The organism is Sphingobium sp. TomTYG46 (assembly GCF_055396345.1).
Genome location: NZ_AP027324.1, coordinates 347,376 through 366,928 on the forward strand (window position 1 = coordinate 347,376; position 19,553 = coordinate 366,928).

At 63.4% G+C, this 19,553-nt stretch carries 21 protein-coding genes; 16 read left to right on the forward strand and 5 right to left on the reverse strand.

Annotated features, from left to right (window positions below; all coding sequences use genetic code 11):
• Positions 1–116: 116 nt before the first annotated feature.
• Entirely contained in the window at positions 117–446 is a 330-nt protein-coding gene (locus tag ACZ5YV_RS01885; protein WP_464788332.1) for a hypothetical protein, read from the reverse strand.
• Between the two features lie 54 nt (positions 447–500).
• On the opposite strand from ACZ5YV_RS01885, the gene ACZ5YV_RS01890 reads away from it, so the two are divergent.
• The 11 genes from ACZ5YV_RS01890 (at position 501) to ACZ5YV_RS01940 (ending at position 10,481) form a co-directional block, all read left to right on the forward strand.
• A complete protein-coding gene (locus ACZ5YV_RS01890; RefSeq protein ID WP_196225666.1) occupies positions 501–908 on the forward strand; it encodes a phage tail tube protein in 408 nt (135 codons plus the stop codon).
• Positions 905–1,216 (forward strand): gene transfer agent family protein, encoded by a 312-nt coding sequence (locus ACZ5YV_RS01895; RefSeq protein ID WP_464788333.1) that lies wholly within the window; start codon positions 905–907, stop codon positions 1,214–1,216. The genes ACZ5YV_RS01890 and ACZ5YV_RS01895 overlap by 4 nt, the downstream gene beginning before the upstream one ends.
• Positions 1,213–1,407 carry a phage tail assembly chaperone gene (locus ACZ5YV_RS01900; RefSeq protein ID WP_464788334.1) on the forward strand — a complete coding sequence of 65 codons (195 nt, stop codon included), beginning with the start codon at positions 1,213–1,215 and terminating at the stop codon, positions 1,405–1,407. The genes ACZ5YV_RS01895 and ACZ5YV_RS01900 overlap by 4 nt, the downstream gene beginning before the upstream one ends.
• A 119-nt stretch (positions 1,408–1,526) precedes the next feature.
• Positions 1,527–2,078, forward strand: a complete 552-nt coding sequence (locus tag ACZ5YV_RS01905) for a tail tape measure protein (RefSeq protein WP_464788335.1) — start codon at positions 1,527–1,529, stop codon at positions 2,076–2,078.
• On the forward strand, positions 2,075–4,405 hold the full coding sequence (locus ACZ5YV_RS01910; protein WP_464788336.1) for a DUF2460 domain-containing protein: 2,331 nt from the start codon (positions 2,075–2,077) through the stop codon (positions 4,403–4,405). Before ACZ5YV_RS01905 ends, ACZ5YV_RS01910 begins: the two co-directional genes overlap by 4 nt.
• Positions 4,402–5,217, forward strand: coding sequence for a DUF2163 domain-containing protein (locus ACZ5YV_RS01915; protein WP_464788337.1), 816 nt, complete (start codon positions 4,402–4,404; stop codon positions 5,215–5,217). The genes ACZ5YV_RS01910 and ACZ5YV_RS01915 overlap by 4 nt, the downstream gene beginning before the upstream one ends.
• Positions 5,218–5,240: 23 nt before the next feature.
• The gene (locus tag ACZ5YV_RS01920; RefSeq protein ID WP_464789125.1) at positions 5,241–5,615 is read left to right on the forward strand and encodes a peptidoglycan endopeptidase; all 375 of its coding nucleotides are present in this window, start codon (positions 5,241–5,243) and stop codon (positions 5,613–5,615) included.
• 8 nt (positions 5,616–5,623) lie between these two features.
• Positions 5,624–7,819 carry a phage tail protein gene (locus tag ACZ5YV_RS01925; protein ID WP_464788338.1) on the forward strand — a complete coding sequence of 732 codons (2,196 nt, stop codon included), beginning with the start codon at positions 5,624–5,626 and terminating at the stop codon, positions 7,817–7,819.
• 31 nt (positions 7,820–7,850) lie between these two features.
• Positions 7,851–8,354 (forward strand): DUF2793 domain-containing protein, encoded by a 504-nt coding sequence (locus ACZ5YV_RS01930; protein WP_464788339.1) that lies wholly within the window; start codon positions 7,851–7,853, stop codon positions 8,352–8,354.
• Between the two features lie 178 nt (positions 8,355–8,532).
• Complete coding sequence (locus ACZ5YV_RS01935) at positions 8,533–9,621, forward strand: OmpA family protein (protein ID WP_464788340.1); 1,089 nt, start codon at positions 8,533–8,535, stop codon at positions 9,619–9,621.
• Positions 9,622–9,932: 311 nt separating this feature from the next.
• Positions 9,933–10,481, forward strand: a complete 549-nt coding sequence (locus ACZ5YV_RS01940; protein WP_464788341.1) for a superoxide dismutase family protein — start codon at positions 9,933–9,935, stop codon at positions 10,479–10,481.
• Positions 10,482–10,502: 21 nt separating this feature from the next.
• On the opposite strand, the gene thpR is transcribed toward ACZ5YV_RS01940, so the two are convergent.
• On the reverse strand, positions 10,503–11,048 hold the full coding sequence (gene thpR / locus ACZ5YV_RS01945) for an RNA 2',3'-cyclic phosphodiesterase (RefSeq protein WP_464788342.1): 546 nt from the start codon (positions 11,046–11,048) through the stop codon (positions 10,503–10,505).
• Between the two features lie 191 nt (positions 11,049–11,239).
• Here thpR and ACZ5YV_RS01950 point away from each other — a divergent pair, with 191 nt between their 5' ends.
• Entirely contained in the window at positions 11,240–11,974 is a 735-nt protein-coding gene (locus tag ACZ5YV_RS01950) for a Bax inhibitor-1/YccA family protein (protein ID WP_464788343.1), read from the forward strand.
• 77 nt (positions 11,975–12,051) lie between these two features.
• On the opposite strand, the gene ACZ5YV_RS01955 is transcribed toward ACZ5YV_RS01950, so the two are convergent.
• The 3 genes from ACZ5YV_RS01955 to ACZ5YV_RS01965 all read right to left on the reverse strand — a co-directional run bounded on the left by ACZ5YV_RS01955 (position 12,052) and on the right by ACZ5YV_RS01965 (position 15,608).
• Positions 12,052–12,681, reverse strand: coding sequence for a glutathione S-transferase family protein (locus ACZ5YV_RS01955; protein WP_464788344.1), 630 nt, complete (start codon positions 12,679–12,681; stop codon positions 12,052–12,054).
• A gap of 253 nt (positions 12,682–12,934) precedes the next feature.
• Positions 12,935–15,253 carry an ATP-dependent Clp protease ATP-binding subunit ClpA gene (gene clpA, locus ACZ5YV_RS01960; RefSeq protein WP_464788345.1) on the reverse strand — a complete coding sequence of 773 codons (2,319 nt, stop codon included), beginning with the start codon at positions 15,251–15,253 and terminating at the stop codon, positions 12,935–12,937.
• 157 nt (positions 15,254–15,410) lie between these two features.
• Positions 15,411–15,608 carry a DUF1192 domain-containing protein gene (locus ACZ5YV_RS01965; RefSeq protein ID WP_464788346.1) on the reverse strand — a complete coding sequence of 66 codons (198 nt, stop codon included), beginning with the start codon at positions 15,606–15,608 and terminating at the stop codon, positions 15,411–15,413.
• A gap of 101 nt (positions 15,609–15,709) precedes the next feature.
• Here ACZ5YV_RS01965 and ACZ5YV_RS01970 point away from each other — a divergent pair, with 101 nt between their 5' ends.
• The 4 genes from ACZ5YV_RS01970 to ACZ5YV_RS01985 all read left to right on the forward strand — a co-directional run bounded on the left by ACZ5YV_RS01970 (position 15,710) and on the right by ACZ5YV_RS01985 (position 19,502).
• Positions 15,710–16,714: an NAD(P)H-quinone oxidoreductase gene (locus tag ACZ5YV_RS01970; protein ID WP_464788347.1), complete on the forward strand. Its 1,005-nt coding sequence runs from the start codon at positions 15,710–15,712 to the stop codon at positions 16,712–16,714.
• Between the two features lie 101 nt (positions 16,715–16,815).
• Complete coding sequence (locus ACZ5YV_RS01975; protein ID WP_464788348.1) at positions 16,816–17,676, forward strand: UDP-2,3-diacylglucosamine diphosphatase; 861 nt, start codon at positions 16,816–16,818, stop codon at positions 17,674–17,676.
• Entirely contained in the window at positions 17,676–18,704 is a 1,029-nt protein-coding gene (locus tag ACZ5YV_RS01980; RefSeq protein ID WP_464788349.1) for a glycosyltransferase family 4 protein, read from the forward strand. The genes ACZ5YV_RS01975 and ACZ5YV_RS01980 overlap by 1 nt, the downstream gene beginning before the upstream one ends.
• Positions 18,705–18,818: 114 nt before the next feature.
• On the forward strand, positions 18,819–19,502 hold the full coding sequence (locus ACZ5YV_RS01985; RefSeq protein WP_464789126.1) for a DUF1013 domain-containing protein: 684 nt from the start codon (positions 18,819–18,821) through the stop codon (positions 19,500–19,502).
• The last annotated feature ends 51 nt before the right edge of the window (positions 19,503–19,553 follow it).

Below are 19,553 nucleotides of genomic sequence, written 5' to 3' on the forward strand. Positions count from 1 at the left end.
GAAGGGTCTTCTCTTTTAAGAAGTAGAGGGCTTCGACAAGCTCAGCCCGAACGGGGGTAGGTAGGTAGGTGAGTTGGGCTGGGTGCGCTGATTAGCCGCATCGCCTTCTTGGCCCTTTAGCCGCCGGGCTTGGAATAATCATCGAACTCGCCGGTGATCTTGTCGACATATTCGGCGATCTGGTCGTCGGCGTCGGCTTGGGCGTCCTTGTCGGACATGCCGGTGGATTTGTCGTCAGCGACGATGGCGGCGCGGAAGGCGGCTTCCTTGGCGCTGCATTTTGACTTCAGCGTCGACTGGAAGTCGCCGAGCGACAGCTTTTTGTCGAGCGCGGGGCTGATCTCTTTCGACAGGCATTCGGAATACGCCTTGCGGCCAGCGCCGACGGCATCGCCACTTTGCGCCGAGGCAGCCAGCATCATCATGAGGGGAGCAGCGAACAGCATTCGAACCTCTCCAATCGCAATTCAGGCACGGTTTATCTTACAGGAGAATGCTCCATGGCAGTGGAAAAAGGAAGCGCGTTTCTATTGAAAGTGGGCGATGGCGGGTCGCCTGTCGCCTATGCGACGGTGGCCGGGATGCGGACCACGCAGCTGTCGGTGAATGGCGAGGGCGTCAACGTGACGTCCAAGGATTCCGGTGGGTGGCGCGAACTGCTGTCGGGCGCGGGGGTGCGATCGGTCAGCGTGTCGGCGGCCGGGATATTTACCGGGTCGGCAGCGGAAGTGCGCATTCGCAATCATGCGCTGGCCGGGACGATCGAGCAGTTTGAGTTGAGCTTTGAAAGTGGCGAGCGGATGCGTGGGCGCTTTCTGGTCACGCGGCTCGACTATGCGGGCGATTATAATGGTGAGCGTAATTATGCGCTTAGCCTGGAAAGCTCCGGCCCGGTGGTGTCGGAATGAGCGCCGTGAACGAAGCGCGGGGCGAGGCTGCGCTGGAAGTGGCTGGCGAGGCTTTGCGGTTGCGGCCGAGCTTTGCGGCGCTGGTGGCGGCGGAGCAGGAATTGGGGCCGCTGTTTGAGCTGGTCGATCGGGCGGCTGCGGGGAAGCTGTCGCTTGCCGATATGGCGGGGCTGTTCTGGCATTGCCTTGCTGATGCGCCCGAAGGGCTGACGCGTGAGAGGCTGGGCGAGGCGATCGTCGAGGCGGGGCTGGCGAAGCTGTCGCCGGTGCTGAGTGGAATCATCAGGCAGATTTTGGGGGGACGATGAGCTTCTTCAAAGCGGCGGCGCGGCTGGCGGGCGTCGCGGGATGGCTGCTGGGGTGGCGGCCGGATGAGTTCTGGCGCGCGACGCCGGTGGAGTTGGAGGCGGTGTTGCGGGCGGCTCGGGGGGAGGAAGAGCCGGAAGTTGGGGTGGATAAAGCGGAGTTGGAGCGGTTGCGGGGGGTGATGCCGGATTGAGGTGGGTGCTTTCCGTTTCTCGACTGCACTCGAACGAACGGAGGTATCGTGTGGGGCATGCCCCCACCCCAACCCCTCCCCTGAAGGGGAGGGGCTTTTTTATGTGTGCGGGAGGTGGGATGGACGAGGAAATCGAGACGCTGGTGGTGCGGGTTCGGGCGGATACGCAGGGCCTGTCGCGCGATGTGGAGGCGATGCGGGGGGAGTTGGAGGGGCCGTTGGCTTCGGGGGCGGAGCGGGCTGGACGGCGGATTGAGCAGGGGTTGCTTCGCGCGGTGCGGAGTGGGCGTTTTGGCTTTGAGGAGCTGAAGCAGGTTGCCTTGTCCGTGCTGGAGGAGATTGCGGCGGGGGCGGTGCGGTCTGGCGCGGCTAGTGTTGGGGCCGTTGGGGGTTCGTTGCTGACGTTGGCGGGTGCGGCGCTGGGCTTGCCGGGGCGGGCTACTGGCGGGCCGGTGTCGCCGGGGCGGGCCTATGTCGTGGGTGAGCGGGGGCCTGAGTTGTTCGTGCCGACGGCTAGCGGGCAGGTGATGGCGAATGGCAGCGGTGCTGCGCGGGACGTGCGTGTGAACATAGCCGTGCAGGGGCGTGGCGAAGGGTTCGACAATGCGCGGATGCTGGCGCGAAGTGCGCGGCAGGTGGCGCGGGCGGTCAGGGGGGCGCTGAACGGATGAGTGGGCTTGGCTATTGGCTGGCAGATGGGCGGCGGGGGCAGGAGGAGCGCTTCATGAAGCGTTTTGCGCCAACGCATTGGACGGTGAACTTCCCTCGGCCGATGATGGCGAGCGTTGTCACGACGGCGCCGGATGCTTTGCGGGTGGATGCGGTCTTTTATGGCTCGGGCGATCTGGCGGGGCTGATCTGGGAGGCGGAGGACAAGTGGGGCCATCCGCTGCTGGCCTATGAGACGGCGCGGGATTTCCGGGATTGCGTGTTGCGGTTCCGCTGGCGGAGCGGGGGGCTGAAGCGGCTGGACGAGGTGCATGGGCCAACGCTGACGATTGAGGGACGCGACGCGGAGGGCGATCCGAGGTCCTGGTATGTGCGGCTTTGGAACTATGCGAGCGGGTCGGCGGAAGATGCGCAGATTGTGCTGGATTTTGCCGATCTGGATGGCGGGTTCCTGCTGCCGGGCGAGGCTGATCCGGTTTGGGCGGGTGATGTGGATCGGATGTTCATTTCCCTTGCACCGCCGGGCTATGATGCGGGGACTACGGCTTTCGCGGCGGGCGTGGACGGCTGGGTCGAGCTGTCCAACATGCGCTGTGATGGCGCGGGATCGGTGCTGAGCGTCGGCGATGTGATGGTGCCGGATCATGGGTTGTCGATGGCGACCGGCTATGATGATTGTTTCAACCAGACGCCTGAACGGATCGTCGAGGCGATCCATGCGCTGGGCTATCGCGGCGACATCAATCATTATGTGGGGATGAGCCATTATTTCCGGCTCGAACCGCTGGGTGGTGGTTTTTATGTGAGCCTGGCGGGTGGTGTGCTGAACGCGCCTTGTGCGGCCTGGCATGCAGACTTTGCGCGGCGGGCGAAGGCTCTGGGGCTAGGGGTGATCTGGTCGCTTTCCTATGAGCTGCTCGACGCGCATTGCTGGAATGACTGGAAACAGCGGGCGGAGAATGGTGATCCGGCGCTGACCGGATGGTCGCCGCCTTCGACTCTTTTGTCGCCTGCGCATGACGGGGCGATGAGCTATTTGCGGTTGGTGGCGGGAGCCTTTGTTTCCATTGGTTTGAGCGCCGGGATTCCGATCAGGTTTCAGGTTGGGGAGCCATGGTGGTGGGTGATGCCTGCCGATGGGCGGATCTGCATTTATGATGATGCGGCGCGGGCGGCCTTTGGTGGAAGTCCGGTGTCGATCAGCGACGTGCGGGGGACGTTGAGCGGCCCGCATAAGGCTCTGCTGGATCAGGCGGGGGCGGTGCTGGCGGCTTCGACGGCGGCGCTCTGTGCCTGGGTGAAGGGAGTGGCACCGGGGGCGGTTACGCATTTGCTCGCCTATCTGCCGACGGTGCTGGACCCGCTCGCGCCGGAGGCGAAGCGAGCGAACATGCCAGTGGGGTGGGCTGCGCCAGCCTTCGATGTGTTGCAGCTGGAGGATTATGACTGGGTGACGGAGGGGCGCCCTACGCGGACGGCTCGGGGGATCGAGGTGGCGACTGCGCGGCTCGGCTATCCGGTGGAAGAGCAGCATTATTTTTCGGGCTTCGTACTGCTGGGCGAGCAGGCGGCGCAGTGGCGGCAGATTGCTGACGCGGCGGAGGCGGCGGTGCGGCGGGGGACGGCGGCGACCTTTGTCTGGGCGCTGCCACAGGTGGCGCGGGATGGCTTCACCTGCTTCAGACTTCAGGGGGATGATGAGATGCAAGCCTTTGACGATGTGGCGTTTCCGATCGCCATCGGGCGGGACGCGAGCCTGTCGCCTGCTTTTTCCACGCAGGTGGTGGAGAGCCCGTCCGGCCATGAGCGGCGGAGCAGTGACTGGGCGGATGCGCGGCTGTCCTTCGATGCGGGGCCGGGGGTGCGATCGGAGGCGGACATTGTCGAGCTGATCGCTTTTTTCCGGGCGCGGCGCGGGGCGGCGCGGGGGTTCCGCTTTACCGATCCCTATGATGATCGCAGCTGTGCGCCGGGGATGGCGCCGGGCGCGCTGGATCAGCGTCTGGGGACGGGGGATGGTGTGCGGACGGAGTTTCCGTTGCAGCGCTACTATGGCGAGGGTGAGGAGGCGCAGGTGCGTCGGATCACCCGGCCGGTTACGGGAAGCATTCGCGTGGCAGTGGATGGCGTCGAGTTGATGAGTGGCTGGAGCCATGCGGGGCTGGGCATCATCGCGTTCGACGAGGCTCCGGCGGAAGAGGCACTGCTGACGGCGGGGTTCCGTTTCGACGTGCCGGTGCGCTTTGCCGAAGATCGGCTGGACATCAACCGCGCGACCTTTGCGGCGGGCGACGTGCCTTCGGTGCCGCTGGTGGAGATACGGGAATGAGCGGGGTGGAGGCTTTGGACAAGCCACTCGCGACGCTCGCTTTCTGCTGGCGGCTGGAGCGGCGGGATGGGGTGACGATCGGGCTGACGAGCCATGACCGCGATCTGGAGATTGGGCATGTGCGCTATCGCGCCGCGCCGGGGATGACGCCTTCGGCCGTTCGCAGTGGAATTAGTGCTGAGGCGGGCGATACCGACTTGCAGGGCGCGCTGATTGCGGATGCGATCAATGAGGCGGACCTGATGGCGGGGCGCTGGGACGGGGCTGCGCTGGAGTTGCGGCTGACGGAGTGGGACGCGCCGGGCGTCATGTGGCTGCTGCTGGCGAAGGGCGAGATTGGGAGCGTGGCGCGCAAGGGCGGGGCGTTCACGGCGGAACTGGTGGGGGCGATGGCGGCGCTGAAGGCTCCGGTTGCGCCCTCTACTTCGCCTGATTGCCGGGCGCGGCTGGGGGACCGGCAGTGTCGTGTAGATCTGGCGGGACGGCGGAAGGTCGTGGCGGTGTCCGCTGTCGATGATGTGGAGGTGAGTGCGGCGGGGTTGGCGGTGGGCGTCTATGCCTTTGGCACTTTGCGGTGGCTGACGGGCGCCAATGCCGGAGCGGTGCAGGCCGTCGTGGATAATGGCGCTAGTGGGATGACGCTGGCCGATCCGCCATCCTTTGCGGTGGCGGCGGGGACGCTGGCGCTGCTGACGGAAGGCTGCGACCGGCAGCTGGACACATGCCGGACCCGCTTCGCCAATGTCGTGAACTTCAGGGGGGAGCCCTATTTGCCGGGGACGGACCTTCTGACGCGCTATCCGGGAGCGTGAGCGGCGAACAAGCGAACCGGATCGTGGCGGCGGCGCGCGATCTGGTGGGGGTGGCTTTCCGGCTGCAAGGGCGCAGCAGGACGAGCGGTATTGATTGCGTCGGGCTGGCGGCTCTGGCGCTGGCGGAGGCGGGGCATCGGGGTGCCGCGCCGCGAGGCTATGGGCTGCGGTCGGGCGATGCGGCGTTGGCGCGCGACTGGCTGGAGCAGGCGGGTTTGCAGGCGGTTGAGCAGGGGCAGGCGGGCGACCTGGCGCTGGTGCGGCCGGGGCCGCTGCAATTGCATCTGATGATTTTGGTCCCCGGCGGGCATGTGCACGCCCATGCGGGCCTGGGGCGCGTGGTCGAGACGCCGGGGCCTTCGCCCTGGCCCGTCATTGGCCATTGGCGGGTGATATAGGAGCAGACATGGCGACTTTAGTGCTGACGGCGCTGGGCACGGCGATCGGCGGGCCGTTGGGCGGTGCGATCGGCGGGCTGATCGGCAGCAGTCTGGATCAGGCGGTGCTGTTCAAACCGAAGGGGCGCGAGGGCAGGCGGCTGACCGAGTTGCAGTTGCAGACATCAAGCTATGGCGCGCAGATCCCGAAGCTGTTCGGCACGATGCGGGCCGCTGGTTCGGTGATCTGGGCGACCGACCTTAAGGAAAAGCGCAACAGGAGCGGCGGCGGCAAGGGGCGGCCGAGCGTTACCAGCTACAGCTATTCGGCCAGTTTCGCCGTCGCATTGTCGGCGCGCAGGGTGCGGGCGGTGCGACGCATCTGGGCGGACGGCAATTTGCTGCGCGGCGTGGGCGGGGATTTCAAGTCGGGGTTGAGCGCGTTCCGCCTGCATTTGGGCGGCGAGGATCAGGCTGCCGATCCGCTCATCGCTTCGGCGGAGGGTGTTGACCGGACGCCGGGGCATCGGGGCATCTCCTATGCGGTGTTCGAGGATTTGCAACTCGCCGATTTTGGGAACCGCATTCCGTCGCTGACCTTTGAGGTGGAGGCGGATGACGGGGTGGTGACGATCGACACGGTGGCCGTGGATCTGAGTGGGGGTATCCTTGAGGCGGTTGCAGATGGAACCGTCGATGGCTTCGCGGCGGGCGGAGCTGATGTGATCGACGCGATTGGTCCGCTGGTGGAGGCATGGGACCTTGCGTTTGTTGCTGATGAGGACGGACTGCGGCTGACCGGCACGGGGGGCGATGAGACGGGTGGTGAGATCGGCGCGGGCACTCTGTGCAAGCGTATCAATGGCCGTGCCATCGATGCCGTCGAACAGTCGGGGGAGAGCGCCGATGCGGTGCCGTTGGCCCTGTCGCTGCGCCATTATGATGCGGCGCGGGACTGTCAGGCGGGGGTGCAGCGCGTCAGTCGGCCGGGGGCGGGGCGGGTCGAGCGCGGGATCGATCTGCCGGTCACCATGTCGGGCGATGCCGCGCGCCGTCTGGCGGCCCGTCATCTTGGTCATGACTGGACGGGCCGATCGGCCATGACGCTGCGTTGCGGATGGGAAGCGCTGCGCCATGAGCCCGGTGATCTGGTGACGGTCGAGGCCATGCCGGGCCGCTGGCGGGTAGAGGAACGGGAGTGGGAAGCCATGGCGGTGCGGCTGGCGCTGCGGCGGGTGCCGGGGGCGGGGGGCGTCCTGCCTGCGGGAGCGTCCTCCGGCGCGATCGTGCGGCAAACGGATGCGCCGCATGGACCTACCATATTGATGCTGACCGACCTTCCACCGCTGCGGGAGGCGGCGGCCACCGCGCCGTTGATCGTTGCGGCGGCCAGTGGCGGGGAAGGGTGGAGGAACGCGGCCCTGTTCGTGATGAGCGATACGGGAGAAGCCAATCCGGTCGGCCGCACCGCGCCGCGCGCCGTGATGGGGGAGGCCGACGAGGCGTTGGGGCAGGGGAGCTGGGCTCTGATCGATCTGGTCAACAGCCTGCATGTTACGCTGCTGTCGGCGGACATGGAACTGGGCGACGCGGATGAGGCGGCTTTGGCGCAGGGGCGCAATCTTTGCATGATTGGACGGGAGCTTCTGCAATTTTCCCGCGCGGTGCAGACGGGGGGGGCGAGCTTCCGGCTGGAGGGATTGCGGCGGGGATTGTTCGGGACGGAATGGGCGATGGGTGGGCATGTCGCTGGCGAGCCGTTTCTGCTGATCGAGGAAGAGCGGCTGGCTGAACCATTTGCCGGCCTGGGCAATGGCGAGATCGGTAGCACATTGCGGCTTTCGGCGGTCGGGATTGGCGATGCGGAACCGGTGGAGGCAGAGCTGACCGTCAGCGGGGAAGCGGTAACGCCGGTGGCGCCCGTTCACCTTCGCGCCGTTGCCGACGGGGCGGGCGGATGGGATCTGAGCTGGGTCCGGCGGAGCAGGAATGGCTGGCGCTGGATCAGCGGGGCGGATGTGCCGTTGGGCGAGGAAAGCGAGCGTTACGAACTGCGGGTGCTGGCGGATGGCGCCCTGATGCGCCGGGTCGAAACCACATCGCCGTCATGGACATATGACGCGGACGCATTCGACGCGGACGGCGGCGGCGCATTGACGATCGAGGTGCGGCAGATCGGCTCTTTTGCTCTGGGACGGCCGACGCGGATCGTCTTGCCGCTTTGATAACCGACAATTGGAAAAAGGAAGTTCGATCATGACGAGCGATGCGACGCCCCGCTGGGCCTTGCCCCACCTTTTCGCCGGACAGGCACAGAAGGAAGTCTTTCACAACGAGGCGCTGGCACGGATCGACATGCTGCTGCATGGCGCGGTCGAAAGCGCGGACGAGGATGTGCCGCCAACTTCGCCCGACGACGGCCAGTGCTGGATCGTGGCGGATGGCGCTTCAGGAAGCTGGTCGGGGCAGGATGGATCGGTCGCCTGTTGGACTGGAGGCGGATGGCGGTTTGCCGCGCCCCGAATGGGCCTGACGCTGCGGGTCGTGGATCGAGGTCATATGATGTATTTCGATGGCGGCGATTGGCAGGATGCAGCGGTGCGGGGCGACGGCTTCTATGTGGGGGGCGAGAGGGTTGCCGGGACCCGGCAACCGGCCATAGCAAACCCCGTGGGGGGAAGCTCCATCGACAGTGAGGCTAGAAGTTCCCTGGTGGCGATTTTAAATGCGATGCGCAGTCACGGACTGATCGAGCCATGACTTGTGGCATGTCCGGCTTTTACAATAGAGGTGCACGGAAATGCTTATGCTATGGGGCTTCTGGAGCTGTGTGATGCATTTGAGCAACAGTTTCACCAATTGTGGACTTGCCATGAAACTTTCTTGCCGATACATGGTTTCAGCAGTCCTTCGTGACACTTTTGAAAGGGGAATTCAAATGCGGAAGCTTGCCCTCGCGGCTGTGCTTGCCTCCTCCGCCCTGGCCACCCCGGCCCTGGCGCGTGATAACAGCTGGTATATCGGTATCGATTCCGGCGTTACCATCGTTGAAGATCAGGACATCACTTTCACCCCCGGTATCGATCCAACGACTGGTCTTGGCACTGCCAGCACCACCCTGGAAAATGTCGACTACCACAAGGGTTGGGACGGTGATGCGGTCATCGGTTACGACTTCGGCGGTTTCCGTCTTGAAGCCGAAGCTGGTTACAAGCGCGCCAAGGTCGATCTGGACAAGAGCGGTTTCGGCGGTTCCGCGTCGGCCCTTTCGTTCATGCTGAACGGTCTGCTTGACTTCGGTTCGGACGACGGCCTGCAGGGCTTCGTCGGTGGCGGCGTCGGCGTTTCGCGTGCCAAGCTGGCCAACGACCTGGTCAACGACAGCGACACCGGCTTCGCCTGGCAGGCGATTGCGGGCGTTCGTTATCCGCTGACCAACAATGTTGACGTCTCGCTGAAGTATCGCTTCTTCAACCAGGACAACATTGACCTGGTTCCGGCCTACACCACTTCGGTGGGCGTGGCCGGTGGCGATGTCACCACCAAGCTGCGTACGCACAGCCTTCTGCTGGGTCTGACGTATAACTTCGGTGGCGAACCGGCTGCTCCTCCGCCGCCCCCGCCGCCGCCCCCGCCGCCCCCGCCGCCTCCGCCGCCGCCTCCGCCGGTCGCTGAGTGCAGCCCTGGGCCGTACATCGTCTTCTTCGAATGGGACAAGTCGGACATCACGCCTGACGCCGCCACCATTCTGGACAACGCGGTTTCGGCCTACAGCAACTGCGGCAGCGCCCAGGTCATGCTGGCAGGTTATGCGGATCGCTCGGGTTCGGCATCGTACAACGTCGGCCTGTCGCAGCGCCGTGCTGATGCGGTCAAGGCCTACATCTCGTCGAAGGGCATTCCTGACGGCGTGATCACGACCCAGGCGTTCGGTGAATCGAACCCCCGCGTCGAAACAGCCGACGGTGTTCGCGAACTGCAGAACCGTCGCGTGGAAATCACTTACGGTCCGGGTTCGGGTCAGTAAGCAAGATTTCCATCTTCGCGGATGGAAACTAGGTTGAGGGGCTGGTCGAAAGACTGGCCCCTTTTCCTTTGCGGTGATCAGGCGCATCGACCAGCGAGCGGGTGTATCTTCACCATCTGGCCGTCAGCGTTGGGGAGACCGCTACTATATGCGCAACAAATGGCATCTTGCCGCGTTCGCCAGTGAGAGTGCGCCGCATTAGATCAAACGCGGATGGGCACTTGATTATTTGTTGCCACGTTGGCTTTGCCGAATACAGTTTCCCGCTTTTGCGCACGATGTTTTGATTTTTCACCGGGAGTGCATTGATCATGAAAAACGCCCTAATCGTCTTTGCGCCTCTCGCACTTTGCCTTACCGCCTGCACGAGCGGGGATGGCGGTGCTGTGAATTCCGCGTCGGCCGGGGTGCCAAATGCACGCGCCGTCTTGCTGGCTGCGGACGGGTCGGCTCGGGGCGAAGCGAAGGTTACGCAAGCGACGGACGGCCTGCATGTCGATGTTCGGGCAAGCGGGCTCACGCCTGGTGTTCATGCGGTCCATATCCACATGACCGGAACATGCACGCCGCCCGACTTCACCAGCGCGGGCGGCCATTGGAATCCAACCGCGCGCCAACATGGCCGGGATAACCCGGCAGGCATGCACATGGGAGACATGCCGAACCTGACCGCGGGTCCGGATGGGACTGGGCGAATGGAATTTGTGGTCTCCGGCGCGACCTTGCGCGGCGGAACCGATGCGGTCCTGGACGCTGATGGTGCCGCCATCGTGATCCATGCGCAGGCGGATGACAACAAGACTGATCCTGCGGGTAACGCAGGTGGGCGCATCGCCTGTGGTATATTGTCCGCCGACTGAAGACGCCAAGGGACACGTATTTTAGAGAGCGGAGGGATCGGCGAGATATACCGCCGCCATCTCGTAATGCGCTCCATTCTGCGTCAGGTGGCTTTCGAACAGGGCAAATTCATCCACCAGAAATGGAGGACTTGAAAGCCCGGAATGATAGGTCAGGAACCCGTCCGTGCTGCCTGCGTCACGGCCGAAGCGCGCCAGAGTGATGTGCGGTAGGTAGGCGCGTTGCTCAGCCGGAAAGCCCGCCGCGACACAGGTGCGGTCGATCTTTCGATGGAGTTGGTCGAGCGCATCGTGAGGGTGAACGGCTGCCCATAATGTGTCGGTTCGCCCTTTGCGCTCAAACTGTCCAAGGCCGGACACGGAGATCGCGAAAGGAGCGAAGCGCACGGCTGCCAGCGCCTCGGCCAGGTCATTGGCCTGATGCCGATCGGCGTTTCCGACAAAGCGCGACGTCAGGTGCAGTTGATCCTCGCTCTGCCATCGCGCGCCAGCGATGCCGCTCATCAATGACAACAAGCGCGCCCGGATCGGCTCAGGCGGGCGAATGGCGACGAACAAGCGGTGCATGAGGCCATTATAGCGAGCATGGGGAATTGTGTCAGCGGAAGCGGAGGAAGGGTGGAGTGGGTGCGCTGGAAGAGAAAGCCGGGAAACCATCCTACGTCGTTAGCGCTCCGGTCGCTCTTCCCTTGAATTAGGGGCCAGATATCGCGATAATAGCGATGTCGGCGGAGTGCGCCGGTGAAGGAGATTATCTCATGGCCAATTGGTCTGACCCCCGCTCGAACATTGCCGGTTTCGGCGGGACGACGGTTGCGCGCGGCGAGGCTTTCGACGCTGGCCTGCGCAGCTATATGCTGTCGGTTTACAATTACATGGCGAGCGGCGTGCTGCTGACGGGCGTCGTTGCCATGCTGTTTGCGTCGAGCGGGCTGGCTTATCAGATCCTGGCTGGCCCCGGCATTCTCAAATATGTGATCATGCTCGCGCCGCTGGCGTTCGTGATGATCATGAGCTTTGGCATCAACCGTCTGTCGACGGTCGCTATGCAGGCCATGTTCTGGGCCTATGCCGCAATGATGGGGCTGTCGCTCTCTTCCGTTCTGCTTGTTTATACAGGTACTTCGGTGGCGCAGACCTTCTTCGCGACGGCGGCGGCTTTCGCTGGCCTTAGCCTGTGGGGCTACACGACGAAGAAGGATCTTTCAGGCTTTGGCACCTTCCTGATCATGGGCGTGGTTGGCCTGCTGGTCGCTTCGCTCATCAACCTGTTCCTGCGGTCGAGCGCCATGGACATGGTGATCAGCTTCATCGGTGTGCTGCTGTTCGCGGGCCTGACCGCTTATGACACGCAGAAGATCAAGAGCATCTACGCGCATGTGGCGGGCACGGACATGATGGGTAAGTCGGTGGTGATGGGGGCGCTGAACCTCTATCTCGACTTCATCAACATGTTCCTGTTCCTGCTGCGCTTCATGGGTGATCGCCGCTGATCGCGATTTTGTAGACGAACTAAAAAGGCCCGGTGGAGCGATCCGCCGGGCCTTTTGCTATGCAAGGGTTTGAGAGTTCAGGCCGGTTTCTGCATCCGGGCGATGAGGGCGCCGTCTAGTTCCTTCTGCCGCTTGTAAGCGGGTCGCTCGCGCAGGCGGGCGGCGTAGGTTTCGAAAGCTGGGCGGCTGTCCATCGTGCCGAAGCTCAATCCCCAGTCGATCTGGGAGCCGACATAGACGTCGGCCGCAGTGAATTGGTCTCCGCAAATCCATTGATCGCCCGACACGGCCTGTTCCAGCGTTGCGAGAGTCTGATCATAGTTGCCGTAGCCCATGGAGCGTTCGCGGTCTTCAGGAACGGTGAGGCCCATCGCCTTGTTGGAAACAGCCGCTTCGACCGGGCCTGCCGCGAAGAACAGCCAGCGATAATACTCCGCCCGCCGATCCGGCGGAGGCGCCAGGGCTGCGGCGGGGAAAGCGTCGGCCAGATAAGCGCAGATCGCGGCGGCTTCCGTCACGACCTTGCTCCGATGGACGATGGCGGGAACCTTGCCCATCGGATTGATGGCGAGATAATCGGCCGCCTTCATGGTGGTGCCATAGTCCAGGATGATCATGTCATAGGGTTGGCCAACTTCTTCCAGCATCCAGCGTGCGATCTGCCCGCGCGACATGGGGTTGGTGTAGAAGGTGATGTCTTTGGCCATATTATTCTTCCCTCGTGAAGACGTGGTTGGAATTTGCGGGCGCCAGATTGGCAAATGCTGGTGGTGTCGGCCAATGGAATTTTGATTGTGGGGGTGGCCGTTTCAGATCGCCTTTGATGTTGCGCTTGCCCACCCCCTTACCCCCTCCCGCTTGCGGGAGGGGGATGCGATACTCCTGACGCTCGCAGGCTTTGCCCAAAAAGAAAGGGCGGCCGTGGGGAGCCGCCCTTTCATATCTCGTGCCTTGGCCTGCTTACTTCGCCGATTCCGCGGGCTTCGCCTTGCCACCCTTCTTGCCCTTTTTCGGAGCGGCCGGGGTGATTTCAAAGGCCAGCGCCTCGTCCTTCAGCCGGACATGGACTTCGCCTCCATGGACCAGCTTGCCGAACAGCAGTTCCTCGGCGAGCGGCTGCTTGATCTTTTCCTGCATCAGGCGGCCCATCGGGCGCGCGCCGTAGAGCTTGTCGTAACCCTTCTTGGTCAGCCAGCCCTTGGCATCGTCGTCCAGCGTGATGTGGACGTCGCGGTCGGCCAGTTGCAGTTCGAGCTGGAGCACGAACTTGTCGATGACCCGTGCCACGATTTCCGGCGGCAGATAGCCGAATGGAACGATGGCATCGAGACGGTTGCGGAATTCGGGGGTGAAGAGCTTCTTCACCGCATCCTCCTGCACATCGTCGCGGGTCAGTTCGCCGAAGCCGATGCTTTCCTTCGCCATATCCGACGCACCCGCATTGGTGGTCATGATGAGGATGGTGTTGCGGAAGTCCACCGTCTTGCCATGGTGATCGGTCAGGCGGCCATTATCCATCACCTGCAACAGGATGTTGAACAGGTCCGGATGCGCCTTCTCGATCTCGTCCAGCAGCAGGACGCTGTGCGGATTCTGGTCCACAGCATCGGTCAGCAAGCCGCCCTGATCATAGCCGACATAGCCCGGAGGCGCGCCGATCAGGCGGCTGACCGAGTGGCGTTCCATATATTCCGACATGTCGAAACGCTGGAGCGGGATGCCGAGCAGGTTGGCGAGCTGACGCGCGACCTCTGTCTTGCCGACGCCGGTGGGGCCGGAGAAGAGATAGCTGCCGATCGGCTTTTCCGGATCGCGCAGGCCCGCCCGCGACAGCTTGATCGCGGAGGACAGTATCTCGATCGCCCGGTTCTGGCCGAAGACGACACGCTTCAGGTCGGTGTCCAGCGAGCCCAGCACCGACTTGTCGTCGGCCGAGACGGTCTTGGGCGGAATGCGCGCCATGGTCGCGATGACCTGCTCGATCTCCTTGGGGGTGATCGTCTTCTTGCGCTTGCTGGGCACCACCAGCATCTGCATCGCGCCGACTTCGTCGATCACGTCGATGGCCTTGTCGGGCAGCTTGCGGTCGTTGATATAGCGCGCTGAAAGCTCAACCGCCGCCTTGATCGCGTCAGGCGTATAGCGGACGTTGTGATGTTCCTCGAAAGCGCTGCGCAGCCCGGCGAGAATCTTGATCGTGTCCTCGATGGTCGGTTCGTTGACGTCGATCTTCTGGAACCGGCGCAGCAGGGCGCGGTCCTTCTCGAAATGGTTACGGAATTCCTTGTAGGTGGTCGAGCCGATGCAACGGATCGTGCCGCCTGACAAAGCGGGCTTGAGCAGGTTTGACGCATCCATCGCGCCGCCGCTGGTTGCGCCAGCGCCGATCACGGTGTGGATTTCGTCAATGAAGAGCACCGCATGCGGCATCTTCTCAAGCTCGGTGACGACCGCCTTCAGCCGCTCCTCGAAATCGCCGCGATAGCGGGTGCCAGCCAGCAGCGCGCCCATGTCGAGCGAGTAGATCACCGCTTCCTTCAGAACATCGGGAACATCGCCCTCCACGATCTTGCGCGCGAGGCCCTCGGCGATGGCGGTTTTGCCCACGCCCGGATCGCCGACATAGAGGGGGTTGTTCTTCGACCTGCGGCACAGGATCTGGATCGTCCGGTCGACTTCGGCGCTGCGGCCAATCAGCGGGTCAACCTTGCCCCGCATCGCCTTCTCGTTGAGGTTGACCGTGAACTGCTCCAAGGCACTGTCCTTCTTGCCCTTGCTGTCCTGCGCCTTCTTTTCCTCTTCCGGGGCGCCCTTGGCGGCGCTCTGTTCGGGAGCGGCAGTACCCTTGCCGACGCCGTGGCTGATATAGCTGACGGCATCGAGACGGCTCATGTCCTGCTGCTGGAGGAAATAGACGGCGTAACTCTCCCTCTCGGAGAAAAGCGCGACGAGCACATTGGCTCCCGTCACTTCATCCTTTCCGGAAGATTGCACGTGCAAGATGGCGCGCTGAACCACGCGCTGGAAACCGCTGGTGGGGGAGGGATCGCTTGAGCCCTCCACCTTCAGGCTGTCGAGTTCACTGTCGAGATATTGGGTGACGGCGTCACCAAGTTCGCCAAGCTCTACACCGCACGCCTGCATCACCTTCGAAGCATGCTCGTCATCGATCAGCGCGAGGAGCAGATGCTCCAGCGTCGCATATTCGTGGCGGCGCTCCGACGCATGGGTCAGCGCGTTGTGCAACGTGGTTTCAAGGGCGGGTGCGAAAGATGGCATTTCTATTCTACTCCTGAGCCCCAAAGAGGGGCTGACTTGAACCATATGTCGGCATTGCTCGACGGCGGATCAAGGAGGGGTCCCTGATCGCCGGAATTGCCAGACTGCCCGCACCCGATGAGACCCTTGTCAGGGCCGCTGGGGGCGGTGCGCGGGTTCATCGCTTGAATAACGCCTCGGCACTTGATTTGTGGTTAACAGCGCTTTCAATTTTTGATCGGGTCCGGGCGATTTCGCCCTCCAGCGCCGTGACGCGCTCTTCCAGATCGGCAACCGACAGCGGACCCAAATCCTGTCGAAGCAGTTGGGCCAGCGGATCATCAATCTTGCGAGGCAGATCGTCGTCCATGTCCATGCATGCCAATGTTGACCGCGAAGGCTGGTCTGTCAATAAGGCCCTGATGCCGCTCGTCGATTTCAACTGTGGTTTAACATCGTTGCTGGGGACTAATCATCATGCGGGTTGAGACGGCGCTGCCTGATGAGATGATGGCTATCGCTATCCCCGTTCCCGGCGGCCCTGAAGCGTTGGTGCCTGAGCGTCGGCCAATCCCTGTTCCGGCGGCGGATGAAGTGTTGATCCGGGTCGCGGCGGCAGGCGTGAACCGGCCCGATGTGTTGCAGCGGCAGGGCAAGTATCCGCCGCCGCCCGGTGCTTCCGATATTCCGGGGCTGGAGGTGTCTGGCACGATCGTAGGGGCTGGTAGCAGCGCGGAGCAGTTGATCGGCCAACGCGTGTGCGCTTTGCTGACTGGCGGAGGCTATGCCGAATATGCGGTGGCGCCTGCTGGTCAATGCCTTTCCGTGCCCGATGGCTATGACATTGTCGAAGCCGCCGCCTTGCCCGAAACGCTCTTCACCGTATGGACCAACCTGTTCGAGCGCGCCTATGTCGCGGGAGGCGATACCGTGCTGGTGCATGGCGGGACCAGCGGCATCGGCACTATGGCGATATCGCTTTGCCGCCTGTTCGATATCACGATCATCGTCACCTGCGGGAGCGACGCGAAATGCGAGCAGGCGAAAGCTTGGGGCGCGCATCATGCGATCAACTATCGCGATCAAGACTTCGTCGAGCAGGTGAAGCGTATCACCGCTGGCCGGGGCGTGCAGGCGGTGCTGGACATGGTGGGTGGCGACTATGTGCCGCGCAATCTCCAGTGCCTTGCCGAAGATGGCCGCCATGTGACGATCGCGGTGCTGGGCGGGGCGAAGGCGGAAATCTTCCTGCCAACGGTGATGACGCGCAGGCTGACGCTCACCGGATCGACGCTGCGCCCGCGCTCGTCCGGTTTCAAGAGCCTAGTGGCCGATGAACTGATCCGTGAGGTCTGGCATTTTGTGGAGGAAGGAAAGCTCCGTCCGGCGATGGATCAGCGTTTTCCCTTGGCGCAGGCAGCACGAGCGCATGCGCGGATGGACGCGGGCGAGCATTTCGGCAAGATCGTACTAACGGTCTGAAAAGCCACAGAAGGTAGCATTTCCGTCACATTCGCTGCGGGAATGTAACATTGCGCGACTAAGGATTCGGCCCCGAGGACAACAGCTCCAAGGGTCGCATCATGAATGCCGTCACGCGCCTGCCTTTCCTGGCCGACATGGACGAAAGTACTCAGCGCTTCGACACCCCGGAGCATGCAGGCAAGCGTCGCCGGTTCCGCACCATCTGGATATCGGACATCCATCTTGGCACGCGCGGTTGCAATGCCAAGCTGCTGATCGACTTTCTCGACAGCGTCGATAGCGAGACCATGTATCTGGTCGGCGACATCATCGACGGCTGGCGCCTCAAGAAGCGCTTCTATTGGCCCGCTGCACATAATGACGTGGTATGGCGCATCATGAAGCGCGCCAAACGCGGCACCCGCGTCGTCTACATCCCCGGCAATCATGACGAGATGTTCCGCCAGTTCACGGGCCTCAGCTTTGGCGGGGTCGAGATCAGGCGCAAGGCGATCCATGAGACCGCCGACGGCCGCAAGCTCCTCGTCCTGCACGGCGATGAGTTCGACACGATCATGCTGGCCCACCGCTGGCTCGCCTTCGTGGGAGACGCCGCCTATGGTTTGCTGATGCGCCTTAACGTCGTGGTGAACGCCGTGCGCCAGCGCATGGGTCTGCCCTATTGGTCGCTCAGCAAAATGGCCAAGCACAAGGTCAAGAACGCCGTCGAGTTCATCTCCCGATTTGAAGAAGTGGTTTCGCATGAGGCTGGATCACGCGGCGTCGATGGCGTAGTCTGCGGACACATCCACAATGCCGAGATGCGGGAGATTGGCGGCATCCAATATTATAATGACGGCGACTGGGTTGAAGGATGCACCGCTCTGGTCGAACATTTTGACGGCCGTATGGAGGTGCTGCATTGGGCTGATGAAGTCGCGGCGCGCGCCGTCGGCGATCAGGTGAGGATCGCCGCCTGATGCGCATCGTCATCGTGACCGACGCCTGGTCGCCTCAAGTGAATGGTGTCGTGCGAACGCTCCAGACCATTCAGGCGGAGTTGGAGGCGCGGGGGCATGCCGTCAAGGTCATCTCGCCCGATCTCTATGGCTCCTTCCCCTGTCCGACCTATCCAGAAATCCGCCTGGCCTTCGTGCGATCGGGCGTGGTGGGTGATGCGATCGCCGCCTTTGAGCCGGACGCCGTCCATCTCGCGACGGAAGGACCGCTTTGCCTTGCCGCGCGTCGCTGGTGCCTGCGTGGCGGGGTGCCGTTCACCACCGCCTATCACACCCATTTTCCCGATTATGTCTCGCGCCGGACAGGACTGCCCGCGCGCTGGTTCTGGTCCTACATTCGCTGGTTTCATGGTCCCGCCCGCGCGGTACTGGTCTCCACCCGATCGGTGCGGCAGCAACTGCGCGCCCATGGATTGGTGCAGGTGCGGCCATGGGGCAGGGGCGTGGACCTGTCCGCCTTCACACCCGAGGCGAAGCCGCCTGCGGTATTCGCCAATCTCCCGCGCCCCATCCAGCTCTATGTCGGCCGTGTCGCTATCGAGAAGAATCTCGACGCCTTCCTTGCCAATGATCACCCCGGCAGCAAGGTGGTCGTCGGCGACGGCCCGGCGCGGGCGCAACTGCAACGCGCTTATCCCGAAGCACAATTCGTTGGCCCATTGTTCGGCGAGGAACTGGCGGGCGCCTATGCGGGCGCCGATGTGTTCGTCTTCCCCAGCCGCACCGACACATTCGGCCTCGTCATGATCGAGGCGCTGGCATGCGGCACTCCTGTCGCGGCTTATCCGGTCAGCGGGCCGGTGGACATCGTGACACCCGAAACCGGCGCACTGTCCGAACGGCTGGAGGACGCCATCGCCGCTGCGCTGCGTTGCGACCGTGGCGCCTGCGCCGCCCATGGCCGCAGCTTCAGCTGGGAACGCAGCGCCGACGAATTCCTGACCGGCCTCCACTGTATCGATCCCGTCGTCAGAGACAGCGCGGCCTGACGCTTTTCCTTGCTCCACCGGGTTTCTTGCACTATCTCAGGACGGGCGTGGCCGCCCTGCTTGGGCGGCCCTTGTTGTTTTTAGTGCCGGAGAATCCTCGTGTCCCAGCCTCTCATGCCCCATGCGACAGCCAGCTGGCTGGTCGACAATACCGCGCTCAGCTTTGACCAGATCGCGGAATTTTGCGGGCTGCATATCCTGGAAGTGCAGGCGATCGCCGATGACACGGCTGGCACCAAATATACCGGCCGCGACCCCGTCCGCGCGCATGAAATCACGATGGAGGAAATCCACAAGGGTGAGGCGAATGCCGACTATCGCCTGAAGATGCTGAAAGGTCCCGAACCCGTCCGCCGTACCAAGGGGCCGCGCTACACGCCGGTTTCCAAGCGTCAGGACAAGCCCGATGGCATCGCCTGGATCCTCCGCAACCACCCGGAAATTTCGGACGGCGCGATCGGCAAGCTGATCGGCACCACCCGCACCACCATCGCCGCGATCCGCGACCGCACGCACTGGAACATCTCCAATATCGTGCCCAAGGATCCGGTGACCCTCGGCCTCTGTTCGCAGCGTGAACTCGACGCGCTGGTGACGAAGGCCGCCAAGAAGCTCGGCATCGAAGCGCCGACCGATTCACGCCTGGACGGCGACCGCGAGGCGCTGATCGAGGAACTGCGCCGCGAACGCGACGACGCCGCCCGCCGGGCCGAGCAAGCGTTGAAGAGCGAGGCGGAGCTGATCTCTGGCGCTGCTACAATCCTCGACCCGTTCAGCAACAATCAGGGCCAGGTCTGATCCTGCCCTGACGCGCCCTGCTTTACGCTTGCGTAAAGTAGGGGCCTGACA

What these genes read in the sequence shown, in the direction of transcription:
- ACZ5YV_RS01930 (WP_464788339.1), top strand. Translation starts at nt 7,851, where the DNA reads ATGACGAGCGATGCGACGCCCCGCTGGGCCTTGCCCCACCTTTTCGCC.
- ACZ5YV_RS01890 (WP_196225666.1), top strand. Translation starts at nt 501, where the DNA reads ATGGCAGTGGAAAAAGGAAGCGCGTTTCTATTGAAAGTGGGCGATGGC.
- clpA (WP_464788345.1), bottom strand. Translation starts at nt 15,253, where the DNA reads ATGCCATCTTTCGCACCCGCCCTTGAAACCACGTTGCACAACGCGCTG.
- ACZ5YV_RS01940 (WP_464788341.1), top strand. Translation starts at nt 9,933, where the DNA reads ATGAAAAACGCCCTAATCGTCTTTGCGCCTCTCGCACTTTGCCTTACC.
- ACZ5YV_RS01885 (WP_464788332.1), bottom strand. Translation starts at nt 446, where the DNA reads ATGCTGTTCGCTGCTCCCCTCATGATGATGCTGGCTGCCTCGGCGCAA.
- ACZ5YV_RS01970 (WP_464788347.1), top strand. Translation starts at nt 15,710, where the DNA reads ATGCGGGTTGAGACGGCGCTGCCTGATGAGATGATGGCTATCGCTATC.
- ACZ5YV_RS01905 (WP_464788335.1), top strand. Translation starts at nt 1,527, where the DNA reads ATGGACGAGGAAATCGAGACGCTGGTGGTGCGGGTTCGGGCGGATACG.
- ACZ5YV_RS01895 (WP_464788333.1), top strand. Translation starts at nt 905, where the DNA reads ATGAGCGCCGTGAACGAAGCGCGGGGCGAGGCTGCGCTGGAAGTGGCT.
- ACZ5YV_RS01975 (WP_464788348.1), top strand. Translation starts at nt 16,816, where the DNA reads ATGAATGCCGTCACGCGCCTGCCTTTCCTGGCCGACATGGACGAAAGT.
- thpR (WP_464788342.1), bottom strand. Translation starts at nt 11,048, where the DNA reads ATGCACCGCTTGTTCGTCGCCATTCGCCCGCCTGAGCCGATCCGGGCG.
- ACZ5YV_RS01965 (WP_464788346.1), bottom strand. Translation starts at nt 15,608, where the DNA reads ATGGACATGGACGACGATCTGCCTCGCAAGATTGATGATCCGCTGGCC.
- ACZ5YV_RS01900 (WP_464788334.1), top strand. Translation starts at nt 1,213, where the DNA reads ATGAGCTTCTTCAAAGCGGCGGCGCGGCTGGCGGGCGTCGCGGGATGG.
- ACZ5YV_RS01980 (WP_464788349.1), top strand. Translation starts at nt 17,676, where the DNA reads ATGCGCATCGTCATCGTGACCGACGCCTGGTCGCCTCAAGTGAATGGT.
- ACZ5YV_RS01910 (WP_464788336.1), top strand. Translation starts at nt 2,075, where the DNA reads ATGAGTGGGCTTGGCTATTGGCTGGCAGATGGGCGGCGGGGGCAGGAG.
- ACZ5YV_RS01955 (WP_464788344.1), bottom strand. Translation starts at nt 12,681, where the DNA reads ATGGCCAAAGACATCACCTTCTACACCAACCCCATGTCGCGCGGGCAG.
- ACZ5YV_RS01925 (WP_464788338.1), top strand. Translation starts at nt 5,624, where the DNA reads ATGGCGACTTTAGTGCTGACGGCGCTGGGCACGGCGATCGGCGGGCCG.
- ACZ5YV_RS01915 (WP_464788337.1), top strand. Translation starts at nt 4,402, where the DNA reads ATGAGCGGGGTGGAGGCTTTGGACAAGCCACTCGCGACGCTCGCTTTC.
- ACZ5YV_RS01985 (WP_464789126.1), top strand. Translation starts at nt 18,819, where the DNA reads ATGCCCCATGCGACAGCCAGCTGGCTGGTCGACAATACCGCGCTCAGC.
- ACZ5YV_RS01950 (WP_464788343.1), top strand. Translation starts at nt 11,240, where the DNA reads ATGGCCAATTGGTCTGACCCCCGCTCGAACATTGCCGGTTTCGGCGGG.
- ACZ5YV_RS01935 (WP_464788340.1), top strand. Translation starts at nt 8,533, where the DNA reads ATGCGGAAGCTTGCCCTCGCGGCTGTGCTTGCCTCCTCCGCCCTGGCC.